Raw genomic sequence first — 18,144 nt, forward strand, 5'->3', positions numbered from 1 at the left:
AGATTTCGTCGTGCTGCTGACCCTGGTCATCGTCTACCTGCTGCTCACGATCGCCGTCGGCCTGTATGCGGCCAAGCGCGTGAAGAACACCACCGACTTCGCGATCGCCGGGCGCCATCTGCCGCTCTACATGATCGTGACCACGACCTTCGCCACCTGGTTCGGCTCCGAAACCGTGCTCGGCATCCCTGCCAAGTTCATCGAAGGGGGCCTGAACGGCGTGGTGGAAGACCCGTTCGGCGCCGGCACCTGCCTGATCCTGGTCGGGCTCTTCTTCGCCGGCAAGCTCTACCGCATGACGCTGCTCACCATCAGCGACTACTACCGCGAGCGCTTCGGCCGCACGATCGAGGTCGCCTGCTCGCTGATCATCATGCTGAGCTACCTCGGCTGGGTGTCGGCGCAGGTCACGGCGCTGGGGCTGGTGTTCAACCTGCTCTCGGGCGGCGTCATCAGCATCCCGATCGGCATGGTGATCGGCGTGGTCTCGATCCTGGCCTACACGCTCTTCGGCGGCATGTGGTCGGTGGCGGTGACAGACTTCATCCAGATGATCATCCTGGTGCTGGGCCTGGCGGTGATCGCCATGTTCGCCGGCAACATGGCCGGCGGCGCCGACAAGGTCATCGCCTTCGCTTCCAGCAAGGACCTGTTCCGCTTCTGGCCGGAGCCGAATTTCAAGGACATGGTCTTCTTCTTCGCGGCCGCGATCACCATGATGCTCGGCTCGATCCCGCAGCAGGACGTGTTCCAGCGCGTCATGTCGGCCAACAGCGTGAAGGCCTCGACGCGCGGGCCCGTGATCGGCGGCATCGCCTACATCCTGTTCGCCGCCGTGCCGATGTTCCTGGTCGCGAGCGCGCTCCTGATCATGCCGGAGCAGACCGCGACGCTGCTGAAGGAAGATCCGCAAAAGGTGCTGCCGACGCTGGTGCTCGAGAAGATGCCCTTCGTGATGCAGGTGTTCTTCTTCGGCGCGCTGCTGTCGGCCATCAAGTCGACGGCCTCGGCCACCCTGCTGGCGCCGAGCGTGACCTTCACCGAGAACATCTGGCGCCAGTTCCGCCCGGCGGGCAGCGACAAATCCAACCTGATGACGATGCGCATCACGGTGCTGCTCTTTAGCGCCGCGGTGCTCGCCTATGCGATCCGCATGCAGGGCACGCCGATCTACGAGCTGGTCTCGGGTGCCTACCAGGTGCCGCTGGTGGGCGCCTTCGTGCCGCTGGTCTGCGGCTTGTACTGGCAGCGCGCGACGACCCAAGGCGCCATCGCGGCGGTGGTGCTGGGCATCGGGGTCTGGCTTCTGTTCCTGGCCATGCCCTGGGGCGAGCAGTTCCCGGCGCAGCTCGCCGGTGTGCTGGCGGCCTTCGCCGGCATGTTCGCCGGTTCGCTGGCGCCGCAGTGGGTCTCCAACACCCGCACGCCGCACCGGCCGCTGGCTGTCGACCCCGCCTGAGCCGGGAGGGGCGGCGCTTATAATCGAGGGCTTTGCGAGCGGCCGCCGGCCGCTCATCCGCGCCCCCCAACCCATGCCAATCTACGCCTACAAATGCAGCGCCTGCGGCTTTGCCAAGGACGTGCTGCAGAAACTGTCCGATGCGCCCTTGACGGAGTGCCCGAACTGCCATGCCAGCGCGTTCAGCAAGCAGCTCACCGCCGCCGGCTTCCAGCTCAAGGGATCGGGCTGGTATGTGACCGATTTCCGCGACGGCGCAGGCAACAAGAAGGGCGCTGAAAAGGGCGCCGGCGACGCGGGCGCGCCGGCCGACGGGGCTGCCGCCAAGCCTGCCGACACCTCGGGTGCGCCGGCAGCAGCGGCCGCTGCCCCTGCCGCATCTCCCGCACCGGCTCCGGCGCCTGCCGCCGCCAAGAGCGACTGACTTGAGCCGATACACCATGCTCGCGCTGCGCAAATGGCTGCTTTCCGGCTTGCTGGTCATCGTGCCGCTGGCCATCACGCTCGGCGTGCTGAACTGGATCATCGGCACACTCGACCAGACGCTGTGGCTGCTGCCGGAAGCGTGGCAGAAGTGGCTGTACGACCACAAGGTGCGCGGCCTGGGCGTGCTGTTGACGCTGGCGATCCTGCTGGCGGTCGGCGCGATCGCCAGCAATTTCGTCGGCAAGCGCCTGCTGGGATGGGGCGACGCCGTGGTTCGCCGCATTCCGGTGGTGCGCTCGATCTACTCCAGCGTCAAGCAGGTATCGGACACGCTGTTCTCCGAGAACGGCAATGCCTTCCGCACCGCGGTGATGGTGCAATGGCCGCGCGAAGGCGTGTGGACCATCGCGTTCGTGACCGGGGCGCCCGGCAGCGACGTGGTGGAACACCTCGGCGGAGGCGACTACCTCAGCGTCTACGTGCCGACCACGCCCAACCCGACGGGCGGCTATTTCGTGATGCTCAAGCGCAGCGACTGCATCGAACTCAAGATGAGCGTGGACGACGCGCTCAAGTACATCGTGTCGATGGGCGTGGTCGTTCCCGGCGGCCCCGCAACCATCGCGATCAAATAAAACGCGCCACTGTCGGCGCCGGAATCCACCTATGGCCATGCGTTCTCACTACAGCGGTCTCGTGACCGAAGCCCTGCTGGGCCAAACCGTCACCCTGTGCGGGTGGGTTAACCGCCGCCGCGACCACGGCGGCGTGATCTTTATCGACCTGCGCGACCGCGAAGGCTACGTGCAGGTGGTGTGCGACCCCGATCGCGCTGCCACCTTCGCCACCGCCGAAGGCCTGCGCAACGAGTTCTGCGTACAGGTCACCGGCCTGGTTCGCGCGCGGCCCGAGGGCACGGTCAACGAGAACCTGAAGAGCGGCAAGGTCGAAGTGCTGTGCCAGGAGATGAAGGTGCTCAATCCTTCCGTCACGCCGCCCTTCCTGCTGGACGACGACAACCTCTCGGAAACCACCCGCCTCACGCACCGCGTGCTGGATCTGCGCCGCCCCGCGATGCAGCGCAACATGATGCTGCGCTACAAGGTCACGATGGAGGTGCGCAAGTTCCTCGACGCCAACGGCTTTATCGACATCGAGACGCCGATGCTCGGCAAGTCGACGCCCGAAGGCGCGCGCGACTACTTGGTGCCGAGCCGCGTGCACGACGGCTGCTTTTTCGCGTTGCCGCAGTCGCCCCAGCTCTTCAAGCAGCTGCTGATGGTGGCCGGCTACGATCGCTACTATCAGATCGTCAAGTGCTTCCGCGACGAAGACCTGCGCGCCGACCGCCAGCCCGAGTTCACGCAGATCGACATCGAAACCTCGTTCATGGCCGAGGAAGAGATTCGCGAGATGTTCGAAGGCATGATCCGCAAGGTGTTCCGCGCGGCCGCCGAAGTCGAGCTGCCGCCGTTCCCGGTCATGAGCTATGCGGACGCGATGTTCAAGTACGGCTCCGACAAGCCCGACCTGCGCGTCAAGCTCGAATTCACCGAACTGACCGACGTGATGCGCAACGTCGAGTTCAAGGTCTTCGCGCAGGCCGCCGGCACCCCCGGCGGCCGCGTGGCGGCGCTGCGCGTGCCCGGCGGCGGCGCCGAGGGCGGCCTGTCGCGCGGCGACATCGATGCCTACACCGAGTTCGTCAAGATCTACGGCGCCAAGGGTCTGGCCTACATCAAGGTCAACGACGCGGCGCAGGGACGCGAGGGCCTGCAGAGCCCGATCGTCAAGAACCTCAACGATGCCTCGCTGGCCGAAATCATCGCGCGCACTGGTGCGCGCAACGGCGACATCCTGTTCTTCGGCGCCGACAAGGAAAAGATCGTCAACGACGCCATCGGCGCGTTGCGCGTGAAGATCGGCCACAGCGCCTTCGGCCGCAAGAACGGCCTGTTCGAAGACCGCTGGGCGCCGCTGTGGGTGGTCGACTTCCCGATGTTCGAGTTCGACGAGGAAGGCCAGCGCTGGTCGGCCGTGCACCATCCCTTCACCGCGCCGAAGGACGGCCATGAAGACCTCATGGATACCGCGCCCGAAAAGTGCATCGCCAAGGCCTATGACATGGTGCTCAACGGCATCGAGATGGGCGGCGGCTCGGTGCGTATCCACCGCGAGGAGGTGCAGAGCAAGGTGTTCCGCGCGCTCAAGATCAGTGCCGAGGACGCCCAGAACAAGTTCGGCTTCCTGCTCGACGCGCTGCAGTACGGCGCACCGCCGCACGGCGGCATCGCGATCGGCCTGGACCGGCTGGTGATGCTCTTGAGCGGCGCGGAGTCGATCCGCGACGTGATCGCCTTCCCCAAGACCCAGCGCGCGCAGGACCTGTTGACGCAGGCGCCGAGCCCGGTCGACGAGAAGCAGCTGCGCGAGCTGCACATCCGGCTGCGCAACGCCCAGCTGGTCGCCTGAGCGGACCGGGGCGCATGAGCCACCGGGCCGCCCCCAAGGTGAATACCGAAGCGCGCGGCGCGAAGGTTGGTGAGTGAACGGGCGGCCCTGGAAGATTCCCGAGTCGGTGCTGGTCGTGATCCACACGCCGGCGCTCGACGTGCTGCTGATCCGGCGTGCCGACGCGGATGACTTCTGGCAGTCGGTCACCGGCAGCAAGGACCTGGCCGAAGAGCCGCTCGCGCTGACCGCGGCGCGCGAGGTAGCCGAGGAGACCGGCATCGATTGCGGCGAAGGCAGCGCGCTCGCCTCGCAGCTTCGCGACTGGCGGCTGCAGAACATCTACGAGATTTACCCCCGCTGGCGCGCGCGCTATGCGCCGGGCGTCACCCACAACACTGAGCACCTGTTCGGCCTCTGCGTGCCCGAGCGCCTGACGCCGCGCCTGGACCCGCGCGAACACACGGCCTGGCGCTGGCTGCCCTACCGCGAGGCGGCCGACGCCTGTTTTTCCCCTTCGAACGCCGAAGCGATCCTGCTGCTGCCACAATTTGCGCAATGAACGCGCCGACCAACAGCATCCGGGTGGCGACCTACAACATCCACAAGGGTGTGCAAGGCATCGGCCCCACGCGGCGCCTCGAAATCCACAACCTGGGCCATGCCATCGAGCAACTCGACGCCGACATCGTGTGCCTGCAGGAAGTGCGCAAGATGAACCGGCAGGCCGCCGCCCGCTTCAGGCACTGGCCCGAGCTGCCGCAGGCCGACTTCCTCGCGCCCGAGGGCTACACGGCGGTCTACGAAACCAACGCCATCACGCGGCACGGCGAGCACGGCAACGCGCTGCTCACCCGCTGGCCGGTGCTGCGCAAGACCCACCAGGACATCTCCGACCATCGCTTCGAACAGCGGGGGCTGCTGCACGTGGCGATCGACGTCGAGGGCCGGCCGGTGCATGCCATCGTGGTGCACCTGGGCCTCATCAAGGGCAGCCGCGTGCGCCAGGTGGCGCTGCTGCGGGATTTCATCGAGCGCGAGATTCCGCCCGGCGAGCCGCTGGTCGTGGCTGGCGATTTCAACGACTGGGGCGCGCGCATGCGCTACGCGATGAACGCCATGGGACTGCGCGACACCAGCGACCTGCGCGGAGCGCGCACACTGACCTATCCCTCGCGCCTGCCGGTGACCCAGCTCGACTTCATCTACGGCCGCCAGGTCGAGCCGGTCGCCACCACGGTGCCGCGCGGGCCGATCTGGGCGCGCATGTCCGATCACCTGCCGCTGGTGACGGATTTCGTGCTATCAAAACAATAGCTTTGCGCGCAGGCGGGAAGCGCGCTGCAGGGTCATTCGTCCTCGATACATTCACTGTTAGGATGCCGCCATGCTAAGGAAAACCGACGCCGCAGAGCGCCCCGACGAGGGGGCCGATGACGAGGGCACGCCCGTATCCGTGAAGATCCGCGAGCGCCTTCTGGCCGCCCGCAAGCGCTTCCATGCCAACGACAACATCGCCGAGTTCATCCAGCCCGGCGAACTCGAGCGCCTGCTCGACGAGGTCGAAGTCAAGATGAAGCGTGTGCTCGAAAGCCTGGTGATCGACCTGGACAACGACCACAACACCGACAACACGGCTCGTCGCGTCGCGAAGATGTACGTCAACGAGGTGTTCAAGGGCCGTTACGTGGCCCAGCCCTCGCTCACCGAATTTCCGAATGCCGAGCACCTGAACGAGCTCATGATCGTCGGCCCGATCACGGTGCGCAGCGCCTGCTCGCACCATTTCTGCCCGATCATCGGCAAGCTGTGGATCGGTGTCATGCCCAACGAGCAGACCAACGTGATCGGGCTGTCGAAGTACGCGCGGCTGGCCGAGTGGGTGATGAGCCGGCCCCAGATCCAGGAAGAAGCCGTGGTTCAGCTGGCCGATCTGATCCAGGAGCGCACGCAGCCCGACGGCCTGGCGCTGGTGGTCGAGGCGGAGCACTTCTGCATGCAGTGGCGCGGCGTCAAGGAGATGGACAGCAAGATGATCAATTCGGTGATGCGCGGCGCGTTCCTGAAAGACTCCAACCTGCGGCGCGAATTCCTTTCCCTTCTTCCCCGCCGGAGTTGAACGCCATGCTCGTACGACTTCTCTATGCGAGCCGCGCCGTCGATACCAGTCCCGGCGCCATCGAAGCGATCCTCGCGCAATCGCGTTCGCACAATACCGCATGCGGCATCACAGGCATCCTTTGCTACGGCGCAGGCGTGTTCCTGCAGGCCATCGAAGGCGGGCGCATGGCGATCAGCGAGCTGTACGGCCACATCCAGCGGGATCCCCGCCACAAGGACGTGGTGCTGCTGCACTACGAAGAAATCTCCGAGCGCCGTTTCGGCGGCTGGACGATGGGGCAGGTCAACCTGTCCAAGCTCAACGTCTCGACCTTGCTCAAGTACTCGGAAAAGCCGGAGCTCGACCCCTATTCGGTCTCGGGCAAGGTATCGCTTGCGCTGCTCGAGGAACTGATGGCCACCGCCGCCATCGTCGGCCGGCACTGAGCCGCGCGCGGCGGCCGAGGCTGCATTCGGCATGCTGCTGCTGGGCTGCGATTTCTCGAGCGCACCGACTTCGCGCAAGCCCATCGTGCTCGCGCTCGGGGCCGCGCAGGAGGGCGGCGTCCGGCTCTCGCGGCTCGAATGCTTCGCGTCGCTCGACGCCTGGCGCCAATGGCTGGCGGACACGCCCGAGTGGGTCGGCGCCTTCGACTTTCCCTTCGGCCTGCCGCGCGAACTGGTCGCGCAGCTCGGATGGCCGCCGCAATGGCCGGCGCTCATCGCGCACTACGCCGGCCTGAGCCGCACCGGGATTCGTGAGACCTTCGCTGCGTTCTGCGCGGCGCGCCCCGTCGGCGGGAAGTTCGCGCACCGCGCAACGGACGGCCCCGCGGGCTCCAGTCCCTCGATGAAATGGATCAACCCGCCGGTCGCCTTCATGCTGCACGCCGGCGTGCCGCGGCTGCTCGCGGCAGGTGCCGCCTTGCCGGGACTGCACGTGCCGGCAAGCGGTGGCATGGCGCGTATTGCGCTGGAGGGCTATCCGGGGCTTCTCGCACGCGAGCTGATCGGGCGGCGCAGCTACAAGAGCGACGTTGCCGCTGGCCAAAGCGCGCAGCGGCGCATGGCGCGGGTCGATCTGCTTGTCGCGCTCGAAGGAGGTTCCACTCGCCTCGGCCTGCGTCTCTTCCTCGGCGATGTCGAGCGCGATCAACTGCTGGCCGATGCCAAGGGCGATTGCATGGACGCGGTGCTCTGCCTCGTGCAAGCCGCCTGGGGCGCGGCCCGCAAGTCGAGCGTCGGTCCGGGCTACGGCCTGCCGGCGGCGATGGACCCACTGGAAGGCTGGATTCTCACCGCCTGAAGTCCTACAGCAGATCAAGCCGGCTTCGGCGCGCGATCGCCAGTCGGGCTCGCTAGATTGGTTTCAGTGGTTCGGTCGAACCACTCGTTCATCCATCTTGCAAAGGAAGCGACATGAACAAGGACCAAGTGGCAGGCCGCGTCGACCAAGCCAAGGGCAAGCTCAAGGAAGCGGCCGGCAAGGTCGGCGGCAGCGAGAAGCTGCAGAGCGAAGGCGTGGTCGAGCAGGCCGGCGGCAAGGTGCAAAGCACCTATGGCGATGCCAAGGAGAAGGCCAAGGACGCCATCAAGCGCGGCGCGGACAAGCTCTGACGCCTATTCATTCGATCGACAGGAGTTTTCCAGATGATCCAACCCAATCCGACTTTCAAACGTGCTCCGACCTGGCTGGCGGCGCTCATGCTGGCGGGCGGCGCTCTGGCGCTCGGCGGTTGCAACAAGGGCAGCAACGAGACGGCGGGCGAAAAACTGGATTCCGCTGTCGCGAAGACCGAGCGGGCCGGTGCAGACGCCAAGGCCAAGACCGAGTCTTCCGCTGCGGGGGCGAAGGAAGCCGCGAAGGACGCGGGAGCCGCTGTGGCGACCAGCGTCGACGACGCTTCGATCACGGCCGCTGTCTCGGCCGGCCTCGCAAAGGACCCCGACCTGAGCGCAATCAAGATTGACGTCGATACCAAGGGCGGGATCGTCATGCTCAAGGGACCGGCGCCCAACGCAGCGGCCAAGTCGCGTGCCGAAGAGATCGCCAAGAACGTGAAGGGCGTCACCTCGGTCGACAACCAGCTGGAAGTGAAGTCGTAGACAGGTCGCCTCGCCTCGCTCGCAACCCAAGAAAAAGCCCGGATAACCGGGCTTTTTCTTGGGTTGCCTGCGCCGCGCTCAATGGCCGAGCCAGTCCTTCAGCTCGTCGGCGTGCTCTTCTTCGTCGGTAAGAATTTCTTCGAGCATGCGGCGCGTCGTCGGGTCCTTGTCGCCGATGAGCGAGATCATCTGCCGATAGGTCTCTATGGCGATGCGCTCGGCCACCAGATTGGCCCGCACCATGGCCTGCAGGTCCAGGGCTTCGTCGTATTCGGCGTGGCTGCGGTCGAGCAATGTCCTGGGATTGAAGTCGGGCTCGCCCCCGAGCTGCACGATGCGTTCTGCGATCTTGTCGGAATGGGCGGACTCTTCGTTCGCATGCACGAGGAACTCTTCGGCGATCGCCGGCGAGGCCACGCCGTTGGCGGTGAAGTAGTGGCGCTTGTAGCGCAGCACGCAGACCAGTTCGGTGGCCAGCGCGTCATTGAGCAGCTTGACGATGTCGTCGCGCCACGGGCCGTAGCTGGGCGTCACGGCGCCGTCGTCGAGATGCTGAGAGGCCGCATCGATCGCGGCTTGGTCGAGCGTCAGATGTTCCGGACGCTCCTTGATTGCCGTATTCATTCCGAATCCTTTCGTGGGGGGCTTGGGTTCTTGTGCATCAACGTCGTCACCATGTCTGCCACATCCGAGGTCTTGAGGACGGCAGCGAGTACCGCAGTGATCGACAGCAGCCGCCAGGGTTTGGCCAGCACGATCAGCGCGCCGGCAGCTGCCGCCGCGGCCATCAGCTTGACCGGCTGTTCGCGCGCATAACGATCTAGCAGCGGCCGCGCCAGCTGGCCGACCGCATTGGCCGGATGCCTGCGCCACCACCGCTGCGTGACCCTGCGCGCCATCGATATCCAGGGGACTTGGTCGAAGATGCCGGTGTGCCGTTGCATGGCCGACGGCGAGGGTTCCTCGATCTCGGCTTCACTGCCCCGGAGCTCATGAACAAGGGCGCGGCGCGAGATCGCGAGCCTCTGCTGCGGCGTCAATTCGTGCCGTTCAACGCCCATGACGTTGTCCCGCCATGTGGAGCGCCCGCGCGTCCGCGTCGAGTTGGGCCCTCAGATCGTTGAAACCATGAAACTCGCTTGGTCGCGAAGCGAAATAAGCTGAGACGATGGCCACGAGCACTGCGACGCCCGGGACGATGACCAGCACCCAATGGAAGCCATGAAGCACACCGAGCATGATGGCCATGCCGATCAGGCCGAGGGCAAGCATCGCGCTCACCGCCGCGAGCACGCCCGCAACGGCCCGCGCGATCAGTCCCCGGCTCGCTTCAGCCGCCTCGTCCTTGATCAACGCCGCATAGTTGCCGAGGTGTTCGGCAATCAACCCCGGATGCCCTAGCACCGTGGAGAAAATGGGATGAAGCATGGTGCTGCAGACAGCGGTGGAGGCGGCGGAATTTCAGATCAATAGTCGTCCCGGCTGCGGCGGCTAGCGAGGACGATCAGTGCCGTGATGGCGGCGCCGGCTGCGGCGGCGACAAGCACGGAGCGAACCGGCTGGTCGGCGATGTACTTGCCCGTGACGTCGGCGGCTTGCTCGAAGCGGCGTTGCGCACGCGCGCTGGTTGTCGACGCGGCATCCAGGCCGCGCTGGACCGCCTGCTGCACACGTGCCGCGATCTGCTCCACCGCGGGCTCCGCGTCGCGGCGCAGGTCACGAACCTTCTCTCCGGCGGCGTTCACTGCGTTCTGCGCGTAGGCGCGCGTGGTGTCGATGGCGTCAGCGGCGGTCTGGCGCGCCTCTTCGGCGATCTGCGAAGGGGTCTTGGTGGGTGTGTTCATGAAAATAGTCCTTCCGGGAGATTGTTGTAAGAACCTGCTCATCGTAACGACGCTGTCATCGTCGCATCAAGCCCGCGATAAAGCTGGCCAGGGCCAGGACGATGAAGATCACGAAAAGTATTTTCGCGATGCCGACGGCGCTGGCTGCGATGCCGCCGAAGCCGAACAGCGCGGCGATCAGGGCGATGACCAGGAATACGACTGCGTAGTACAACATGTTGAACTCCTTTTGGAGGATGGTCTCGTCGTTGTGAATGGCGGCCGGTTCCGAGGTTGAAAACGGTGTGGGGATTCACGTTAAGTGGGGGGGCGCCGAAGGCCTGTCAGCAGCAGCGGCCTGGGGGCGTAGGAGAGGGTCGAATCACGGCCGGCCCGCTCTCGAGCCGCGTATTCAGGCTACTTTGGAGGAAGCAGCCTGGGAGGCGGGGAGCATCGCGCTCAGGCGCGTTCCCCGGCCGATCGCCGACGAAACGGTGAGCTTGCCCTTGGCAGCCTCGACGCGATGCCGCATGCCTGCCAGGCCATGGGATGAAGGCCCGGTGCGGCGGACGTCGAAGCCCTTGCCGTTGTCGGCGACTTCCACGATCACGTGGTTGCCGTAGTTCTTCATGACGATGCTGGCTTCGGTCGCCTGGGCGTACTTGCTGATGTTGGTCAGGCTTTCCTGGACCATGCGATAGATGGTGAGCTGATCTGCTTCGTTGAGCACCACCGGCTCGAGCACCATCTCGATTTCCATCCCCGAGCGCTCGGCGAATTCGCGGCCGAGGATTTCGAGCGAAGCGACGAGCCCGAGGTTGGCCAGCGACGAGGGTCTCAGGTCTTCGATGATCCGGCGCTTGAGTGCGATGCCGCTGTTGAGGAGCTCGTTCAGATGCTGCAGCCGCTGGATTGCGTCCGGCAAGTCGGCGAGCCGGGACTTCAGGCGCGCCACGTCGAGCTTGGCCGCGGTCAGCAGCGAGCCCAGCTCGTCGTGCAGCTCCCGCGCCAGGAAGCCGCGCTCGTTTTCCCGCACCTGCTGCAGGTGAGTGGCGAGCTCGGCCAGCGTCGCGGTGCGTTCGCGCACCTCGTCCTCCAGGGCATTGCGTTCGCGCTGCAGCGCCTCCTGCTGCCGCTCGCCGGCCGAGCGCAGCGCATGGGTCTGGCGCAAGTACAGGTAGAAGGCCACAAGCCCAGCCAACGCCACCAGCCCGATGCCGATGCGTGCGAAGTGCAGCGACTTCGCGATCTGGACCTGCCCCAGCATCAGCGCCTCGTTGCTGATCGAGATCAGTTCGCCGGCTTGCTGGCGGATGGCTTCCATCTCCTCGCGGCCGACGTCGGTCGTGATGACGAACTTCCAGGCATCGTCGTTGCCCTCGCGTCGCAGCCGCACGCTCATGTCCATCTCCGCGAGCTTGCGCGCGACGTGCTTCGAGAGCTGGGTCAGGCGCGCAGTCTCGGCGGGCTTCCCGGCATAGAGCACCTGCAGGGCGGCCAGTTGACCATCCACCTGCTTCACGGCGACGTCATACGGCTCGCGATAGCGCGCTTCCCCCGTCAACAGATAGCCGCGCTGGCCCGTTTCGGCATCGATGATGTTTTGCAGCAGTTGGTTGAGCACCAGGCGCACGCGCTGCGCCTCGCCGACGTCGGTCAGCGCACGGGTCGACTGGCGGTAGCCCGCCTCGTTGATGCCCACGAGCACGAGGGCGGCGAGCGTCGCGAGCGTGAGGCCGAGGGCCATCTTCGGGAAAGCTAACCAGCGCATGGGGTCTCCGCGAGACGCGGGCGGTTCAAATTCGGGAATAATTGACGTGGATCAGGGGGCGGCATGCCGCGACGCAAGAAACCGCGAAACGATAAAGAAGGTACCAGATGATCAAGATCGGAATTGTGGACGACCACGCCATCGTGCGCTCCGGCTTGCGCCAGTTCTTCTCGGAGCACGTCGACCTGCGCGTTGCGGGGGAGGCGGCCAGCGGACGCGAAGCGATCGAACTCGTGCGCACCACGGAGCTGGATGTGCTCGTGATGGATCTGTCGATGCCCGGACAGAGCGGGATCGATGCCCTGGCGATGATCCGCGCCAAGGCGCCGGACGTCGGCATCCTCATCCTGAGCGGCTACCCCGAGGAGCACTACGCGATGAACCTGATCCGCCAGGGCGCGAGCGGCTATCTCAACAAGGAGTGCGATCCGATGGAGATCGTGAACGCGATCCGCACCATTTCGCTGGGTCGCCGCTACATCACGCCGGCCGTGGCCGAACTGCTGGCGCGCCAACTCGACCGCAAGGACGACGCGGCGCCGCACGAGCAACTGTCGGAGCGCGAGTTCCAGGTGTTCCTGAAGCTGGCCAAGGGCGAAACGGCGGGCGACATTGCCAAGACGCTCTCGCTTTCCGTCAAGACCGTCAGTACCTACCGCACGCGCCTGATGGAGAAGATGAATCTCTCCTCCAACAGCGACCTGACGTACTACGCGCTGAAGAACAAGTTGATCGATTGAGATTCCGGCGGCGGCTCCATTCCTGCGGGGCTGCCGCGTGCTGGAAAAGACCATCGGTCGCGATGCGCGGCTTCAGCTCGAGCTGGACGGCTGGCGAAGCGCGGAGGACTGCTCGATGCAGAAATCGATCAGCGCATCGATCTCGTTCGACTTGTCGAACACGGCGTCGACACCGAACTGGGCGCAGCGCTTGCGTATGTCGGGGGTGGCGTAATTGCTGAGCACCACCACTTTCTGGTCGGGCCGGCGCGACACGCAAGCCTGCAGCACGCCCAGACCGCTGCCTTGCTTCAGGAACAGATCGACGATGGCCAGCTCCCATTGGTCGTTGTTCTCGCTCAGCCAGCGGACTGCTTCCGTCTCGGTCTCGGCGAAACCAACGGCCGAGATGCAGGTGAGTTCCTCCAGAGTACCGACGAGATTCTCGCGGATCGTGACGTTGTCTTCGACGATGTAGGTTTTCAATCTGGGGTCCATTGGAGAACCGGCGCGTCTCTGGGGCGATCGAGCCCCGTGGATCGTGGTCCACGCGAAGGCTCATTCGCAAAATGCTACAAATCAACAGCCCCCGCATCATGCAGCGTTCGGCGCCCTGCGGCTGTAGGCTTGTTCTTACGACAGCGAATGATTTCCGGCCGTAGGCTTTGCCGCACAGCGGCTGCGGTCGAGCGCCGACCCCGGTGCCGGATGCGCCCGGCTACCCTCGATCCCGATGCGGATCGCTCCATGGGCTGCGCATCTTTCTCCAACGGAAGGCGCCGAGATGAACATCGTGTGGAACTACGTGGCCGTGGGCCTCCTGACCCTGGCGGCCGCCGCAGTCGTGGTGATCGGCGAGACCGCGAACGCCGAACTGAAGCTGGCTGAGGCAGCGAAAAACGCCGCCGCGGTTGGCGTCACCGCCATCTGCTTCCTCGCGTCCCCCGCATCCATCACTTCGACGCCGGACAAGTAGATGCCGCCGTGACCCCGACCCCCGCCCCCACGCCGCGCCGCTCGATCTGGATCAAGCTTGGCGCAGTGCTGCTGGGGCTGATCGCGGCCTTCCTGCTGGCGCTGGCGTTCTTCCCCTGGGACGCGCTGCGGGAGCCGATCAACCGCTACGTCAGCGACAAGACCGGCCGCAAGTTCGAGATCACGCGGCGGCTGGACGTGGATCTCGGCTGGCGCGGAGCGACCGTCAAGCTCGATGGCATCGAATTCGCCAATCCTTCCTGGGCACGCGACCCCTACCTCGTGCGGGCGCAGAGCGCCGAACTGGAGCTCAGGCTGTGGCCGCTCCTGGCGCGCAAGGTCGTGATTCCCCGCCTGGCCCTGGTTTCACCTTCGCTGGGCCTTCAATTGGAAGAGGACGGGCGTCGTACCTGGGCGCTGGGCAAGGACACCTCGGATGATGCAACGGTGCCGAAGATCGGCCTCCTGCAGATCGACGGCGGCGGGCTCGACTTCCTTGCCGAGCATTGGGGCGTGGACCTGCATGCCGATTTCAGCTTCGACACCAGCCGTGGTGACATGCCGCTCAGCTACCGCATCAAGGGCCGCTACCAGCGCCAGCCGCTCACGGCAGAGGGCCGCACCGGCAACGTGCTGCAGCTCAACGCGGCGGGCCAGCCGCCGTTCCCGCTCGAGATCAGCGCGGCCGCGGGCCAGACCCGGCTGAAGGCGCAAGGCACCGTGGCCGAACTCGCCAGCCTGGACGGCGTCGACGCCCGCTTCGAACTCAAGGGCCAGAACCTCGGCGATCTGTACGGACTGCTCGGCATCGCGCTGCCCCAGACTTCTCCCTACGCCCTCAGTGGCGACCTGAAAAAGCGCGCCAAGCTGTGGGAGGTGCAAGGCCTCAAGGGCAAGCTGGGCCTTTCCGATATCGGCGGCGACATGCAGTTCGACCAGGCACAGAAGCCGCCCTACCTGGCGGGCAGCCTGCGCTCGCGCGTGATGGACATGGATGACCTCGGCCCGCTGATCGGCCTGCCGCCGACCGAGCGTTCGGCCAAGGCGATCGACGGCGTCGCGCCACCGCCCACCGTTGCCCAAGTCAAGCGTGCACGCCGCGATCCGGGGCGCAAGGTGCTGCCCACTGCCACGCTGGACTTCGAGCGCCTGCGCGCCATGAATGCCGAGGTGAAGTACGTGGCCGATCGGATCCAGAACGTGCGCCAGCTGCCGCTCGACAAGGGCAGCGTGCAGGTGAAGCTGAAGGACGGCGTGCTGATGCTCGACCCGCTCGATTTGGGCGTCGCCAACGGCAGGCTGGCCGGCGCGATCCGCATCGATGCCACGAAGAACCCGGCCGACATCCGCGCGAAGCTGGACGTGCGCGCGATGCAGCTCAACCGCCTGATCCCCAAGGTCGAGACTCTGCGCACCAGCTTTGGAAGGCTCGACGGGCGGATCAACCTATCCGGGCGCGGAAACTCGGTCGCGAGCTGGCTCGGCACCTCCTCCGGGGACGTGGCGGCCATCACCGGCCGAGGGCAGTTCAGCAACCTGCTGCTGGAGTTCATGGGCCTCGATGGCGGCGAGATCATCAAGTTCCTGCTGCGCGGCGACCGGAACGTCGTCTTGCGCTGCGCCGCGGTCGCCTTCGATGTCGACAAGGGCGCGATGTATGGCCGCAGCATGGTGTTCGATACAGAAGACACGGTCTTCAACATGAGCGGCAGTGCCAGCCTCGCCAACGAGACGCTGGACTTCGTGGTCCGGCCGGAGCCCAAGGACAGAAGCATTCTTTCGCTGCGCTCGCCGCTGCTCATCGGCGGCACCTTCGCTTCGCCCACCGCCGCGGTCGAAGCGGGCCCCCTCGCGACACGCGGCATCGCCGCCCTGGCGCTCAGTGTGATCAACCCCTTGCTCGCCCTCGCCGCGACCGTCGAAACCGGCCCCGGCGTCGATGCAGATTGCCAGGACGTGCTGGCCCAGGCGAAGAAGCCGGCCTCGCGGGAGGCTGCCGCCGGCGCTGCCAAGGCGAAGAAGCAGTAGCTTTTTTTCAGCCGGCGCCCGGGCGGTGTCCGCACACGCTGCAGCCCAGATCGCGCGCCACCTGCAGGGTGTCGAAAGCCGTCCGGCGCCCGTCGAACATCAGCAGGCTGCCGGCCAGCGAAGGGGCTATGCCGGCCAGGAGCTTCAGGGCCTCGCCGGCCTGCAGGGTGCCGATGGCGCCGACCACCGGCGCGAACACGCCGAGCACGGCGCAGCGCGTTTCCTCGAAGTGGGCATCCGGCGGGAACAGGCAGGCGTAGCAGGGCGAGGCCGGATCGCGCGTGTCGTACACGCTCAGCTGGCCGTCGAAGCGGATCGCCGCGCCCGCCACCAGCGGCTTGGCATGGGCGACGCAGGCCCGGTTCACCGCATGCCGGGTGCCGAAGTTGTCGCTGCAGTCGACCACCACGTCGGCCTCGGCGACCAGCCGGGCGAGCAGCGCATCGTCGGCGCGCAGCCGATGCGTTTCGATGCGGATGTCCGGATTGATGCCGCGCATCGCCTCGGCCGCCGATTCGACCTTGGGCATGCCCACCCGTGCCGTGTCGTGGGCGATCTGGCGCTGCAGGTTGGTGAGATCGACCTCGTCGTCGTCGACCAGCGTGATGCGGCCGACCCCGGCCGCGGCGAGATAGAGCAGCACCGGCGACCCGAGCCCGCCGGCACCGATCACCAGCGCATGGCCCGCACTGACGCGGACCTGGCCGTCGATGCCGAACTCTTCGAGCAGGATGTGGCGCGAATAGCGCAGGAGGTCTTGGTCTTCCATGCGCTGCGCGGTCGATCGCCGGGTCGAGGGCTCCCGCGGGAGCCGCCCCGGGATCAGTTCTCCTTCTTTTCTTCCTTGTTCTCGACGATCACTTGCGTCTTGCTCACCAGCACGGGCTGGCCCTTGAGCCGGTTGAAGGCCTGCATGAGCGGGAAGTCCTTGTCGGTGCCGAACTCGGGCACCTTGCGGTCCTGCGGCGGCTTCTTGGCTTCTTCCTCGAGCCGCTTGCGGGCCTCGTCGCGGGCCTTTTCACGCTCGGGATCCTTGTTCTCCGGGCCCTGGCCGCTCGCCAGGTGCTTCTCGAGGTCGGCCTCGCGCATGCGCAGCGCGGCGAAGGGGCTGCCTTCGGCGCTTTCGTCGACCAGAACGTTCGGCACGATGCCCTTGGCCTGGATCGAGGTGCCGCTCGGCGTGTAGTAGCGCGCCGTCGTGATCTTGAGGCCGGTGTCGGGGCCGAGCGGGCGCACCGTCTGCACCGAACCCTTGCCGAAGGTCTGGCTGCCCATCACGATGGCGCGCTTGTGATCCTGCAGGGCGCCGGCCACGATCTCGCTGGCGGAAGCCGAGCCTTCGTTCACGAGCACCACCAGCGGCACCGTCTTGAGCGCAGCAGGAAGGTTGCGCAGCGGATCGCTGCCCGCGCGCCGCTGATAGAACTCGGGTGCAGCCTTGTAGACCGACTTGCTCTCCGCCAGCTGGCCGTCGGTGGACACGACGGTGACGTTCTCGGGCAGGAAGGCGGCCGAGATGGCCACCGCCGCGTCGAGCAGGCCGCCCGGATCATTGCGCAGGTCAAGCACCATGCCCTTGAGATTGGGTTCCTGCTTGTAGATCTCGTCGACCTTCTTGACGAAATCGTCGACCGTGCGTTCCTGGAATTGCGACAGGCGGATCCAGCCGTAGCCCGGCTCCATCACCTTGCCGCGCACCGACTGCGTGCGAATCTCTTCGCGCGTGATGGTCACCGGGAAAGTGCGGTTCTCGTCCTTGCGGAAGATCGTGAGCAGCACCTTGGTGTTGGCTTCGCCGCGCATGCGCTTGACGGCCTCGTTGAGCGTGAGTCCGCGCACGGCGGTGTCGTCGATCTTCGTGATCAGGTCGTTCGGCTTGAGGCCGGCGCGGAAGGCGGGGGAGCCCTCTATCGGCGACACCACCTTGATCAGGTTGTCCTCCTGCGAGATCTCGATGCCCACGCCGACGAAGCGGCCCGTGGTGCCCTCGCGAAATTCCTTGAAGGATTTCTTGTCGAAATATTGCGAATGCGGATCGAGCCCGGCGACCATGCCCGAAATCGCATCCGAGATGAGCTTTTTCTCGTCGACCGGCTCGACATAGTCGCTCTTCACCATGCCGAACACCGCAGCGAGCTGCTGCAGTTCTTCCAGAGGGAGAGGGGCCAGAGAACCTCGTGCAACAGTTTGCAACGAGACGGTGGTCAGCGCGCCGGCCACGGCGCCGGCTGCAACCCAGCCGGTGATTTTCAATTTCTGGCCCATGTGTAAACGTCCTTGTCGCCT

At 65.9% G+C, this 18,144-nt stretch carries 23 protein-coding genes; 14 read left to right on the forward strand and 9 right to left on the reverse strand.

Annotated elements, in window-relative coordinates:
- The first annotated feature begins 10 nt into the window (after window positions 1-10).
- From AC3A6B_RS11515 to AC3A6B_RS11565, 11 genes are all read left to right on the forward strand, one after another.
- On the forward strand, window positions 11-1,459 hold the full coding sequence (locus tag AC3A6B_RS11515) for a high affinity choline transporter 1 (RefSeq protein ID WP_487836839.1): 1,449 nt from the start codon (window positions 11-13) through the stop codon (window positions 1,457-1,459).
- A 73-nt stretch (window positions 1,460-1,532) separates the two neighbouring features.
- Window positions 1,533-1,883: an FmdB family zinc ribbon protein gene (locus AC3A6B_RS11520; protein WP_487836840.1), complete on the forward strand. Its 351-nt coding sequence runs from the start codon at window positions 1,533-1,535 to the stop codon at window positions 1,881-1,883.
- A gap of 16 nt (window positions 1,884-1,899) precedes the next feature.
- Window positions 1,900-2,520, forward strand: a complete 621-nt coding sequence (locus AC3A6B_RS11525) for a DUF502 domain-containing protein (protein WP_487836999.1) — start codon at window positions 1,900-1,902, stop codon at window positions 2,518-2,520.
- 31 nt (window positions 2,521-2,551) lie between these two features.
- Window positions 2,552-4,357 carry an aspartate--tRNA ligase gene (gene aspS / locus AC3A6B_RS11530; protein WP_487836841.1) on the forward strand — a complete coding sequence of 602 codons (1,806 nt, stop codon included), beginning with the start codon at window positions 2,552-2,554 and terminating at the stop codon, window positions 4,355-4,357.
- Window positions 4,358-4,430: 73 nt separating this feature from the next.
- A complete protein-coding gene (gene nudB / locus AC3A6B_RS11535; RefSeq protein ID WP_487836842.1) occupies window positions 4,431-4,898 on the forward strand; it encodes a dihydroneopterin triphosphate diphosphatase in 468 nt (155 codons plus the stop codon).
- Window positions 4,895-5,653, forward strand: a complete 759-nt coding sequence (locus tag AC3A6B_RS11540) for an endonuclease/exonuclease/phosphatase family protein (RefSeq protein ID WP_487836843.1) — start codon at window positions 4,895-4,897, stop codon at window positions 5,651-5,653. Before nudB ends, AC3A6B_RS11540 begins: the two co-directional genes overlap by 4 nt.
- 70 nt (window positions 5,654-5,723) lie before the next feature.
- Entirely contained in the window at window positions 5,724-6,455 is a 732-nt protein-coding gene (gene folE / locus AC3A6B_RS11545) for a GTP cyclohydrolase I (RefSeq protein WP_487836844.1), read from the forward strand.
- Window positions 6,456-6,460: 5 nt separating this feature from the next.
- A complete protein-coding gene (locus AC3A6B_RS11550) occupies window positions 6,461-6,883 on the forward strand; it encodes a BLUF domain-containing protein (protein WP_487836845.1) in 423 nt (140 codons plus the stop codon).
- 31 nt (window positions 6,884-6,914) lie between these two features.
- A complete protein-coding gene (locus AC3A6B_RS11555) occupies window positions 6,915-7,742 on the forward strand; it encodes a DUF429 domain-containing protein (protein ID WP_487836846.1) in 828 nt (275 codons plus the stop codon).
- Between the two features lie 113 nt (window positions 7,743-7,855).
- The gene (locus AC3A6B_RS11560) at window positions 7,856-8,053 is read left to right on the forward strand and encodes a CsbD family protein (protein ID WP_126837375.1); all 198 of its coding nucleotides are present in this window, start codon (window positions 7,856-7,858) and stop codon (window positions 8,051-8,053) included.
- A gap of 87 nt (window positions 8,054-8,140) precedes the next feature.
- Complete coding sequence (locus tag AC3A6B_RS11565; RefSeq protein WP_487836847.1) at window positions 8,141-8,542, forward strand: BON domain-containing protein; 402 nt, start codon at window positions 8,141-8,143, stop codon at window positions 8,540-8,542.
- A 78-nt stretch (window positions 8,543-8,620) separates the two neighbouring features.
- Here AC3A6B_RS11565 and AC3A6B_RS11570 read toward each other — a convergent pair whose 3' ends face one another.
- The 6 genes from AC3A6B_RS11570 to AC3A6B_RS11595 form a co-directional block, all read right to left on the reverse strand.
- Window positions 8,621-9,166 (reverse strand): ferritin-like domain-containing protein, encoded by a 546-nt coding sequence (locus AC3A6B_RS11570; RefSeq protein WP_487836848.1) that lies wholly within the window; start codon window positions 9,164-9,166, stop codon window positions 8,621-8,623.
- Window positions 9,163-9,603 carry a hypothetical protein gene (locus AC3A6B_RS11575; protein ID WP_487836849.1) on the reverse strand — a complete coding sequence of 147 codons (441 nt, stop codon included), beginning with the start codon at window positions 9,601-9,603 and terminating at the stop codon, window positions 9,163-9,165. Before AC3A6B_RS11575 ends, AC3A6B_RS11570 begins: the two co-directional genes overlap by 4 nt.
- Window positions 9,593-9,970, reverse strand: coding sequence for a hypothetical protein (locus AC3A6B_RS11580; RefSeq protein ID WP_487836850.1), 378 nt, complete (start codon window positions 9,968-9,970; stop codon window positions 9,593-9,595). Before AC3A6B_RS11580 ends, AC3A6B_RS11575 begins: the two co-directional genes overlap by 11 nt.
- A gap of 38 nt (window positions 9,971-10,008) precedes the next feature.
- Entirely contained in the window at window positions 10,009-10,386 is a 378-nt protein-coding gene (locus AC3A6B_RS11585) for a hypothetical protein (protein WP_487836851.1), read from the reverse strand.
- A 55-nt stretch (window positions 10,387-10,441) separates the two neighbouring features.
- Entirely contained in the window at window positions 10,442-10,603 is a 162-nt protein-coding gene (locus AC3A6B_RS11590) for a DUF1328 domain-containing protein (RefSeq protein ID WP_093105850.1), read from the reverse strand.
- 174 nt (window positions 10,604-10,777) lie between these two features.
- Window positions 10,778-12,136, reverse strand: a complete 1,359-nt coding sequence (locus AC3A6B_RS11595) for a CHASE3 domain-containing protein (protein ID WP_487836852.1) — start codon at window positions 12,134-12,136, stop codon at window positions 10,778-10,780.
- A gap of 107 nt (window positions 12,137-12,243) precedes the next feature.
- Here AC3A6B_RS11595 and AC3A6B_RS11600 point away from each other — a divergent pair, with 107 nt between their 5' ends.
- The gene (locus tag AC3A6B_RS11600) at window positions 12,244-12,876 is read left to right on the forward strand and encodes a response regulator (protein ID WP_015866882.1); all 633 of its coding nucleotides are present in this window, start codon (window positions 12,244-12,246) and stop codon (window positions 12,874-12,876) included.
- Between the two features lie 72 nt (window positions 12,877-12,948).
- Here AC3A6B_RS11600 and AC3A6B_RS11605 read toward each other — a convergent pair whose 3' ends face one another.
- Complete coding sequence (locus AC3A6B_RS11605) at window positions 12,949-13,353, reverse strand: response regulator (protein ID WP_487836853.1); 405 nt, start codon at window positions 13,351-13,353, stop codon at window positions 12,949-12,951.
- Window positions 13,354-13,639: 286 nt separating this feature from the next.
- On the opposite strand from AC3A6B_RS11605, the gene AC3A6B_RS11610 reads away from it, so the two are divergent.
- Entirely contained in the window at window positions 13,640-13,831 is a 192-nt protein-coding gene (locus tag AC3A6B_RS11610) for a hypothetical protein (RefSeq protein WP_487836854.1), read from the forward strand.
- A gap of 8 nt (window positions 13,832-13,839) precedes the next feature.
- Window positions 13,840-15,858 (forward strand): AsmA family protein, encoded by a 2,019-nt coding sequence (locus AC3A6B_RS11615; protein WP_487836855.1) that lies wholly within the window; start codon window positions 13,840-13,842, stop codon window positions 15,856-15,858.
- A 7-nt stretch (window positions 15,859-15,865) separates the two neighbouring features.
- Here AC3A6B_RS11615 and AC3A6B_RS11620 read toward each other — a convergent pair whose 3' ends face one another.
- Complete coding sequence (locus AC3A6B_RS11620; RefSeq protein WP_487836856.1) at window positions 15,866-16,627, reverse strand: HesA/MoeB/ThiF family protein; 762 nt, start codon at window positions 16,625-16,627, stop codon at window positions 15,866-15,868.
- Window positions 16,628-16,680: 53 nt separating this feature from the next.
- Window positions 16,681-18,123 carry a S41 family peptidase gene (locus AC3A6B_RS11625; RefSeq protein ID WP_487836857.1) on the reverse strand — a complete coding sequence of 481 codons (1,443 nt, stop codon included), beginning with the start codon at window positions 18,121-18,123 and terminating at the stop codon, window positions 16,681-16,683.
- Between the last annotated feature and the right edge of the window lie 21 nt (window positions 18,124-18,144).

It is taken from the genome of Variovorax sp. Soil_C_33, assembly GCF_057656935.1.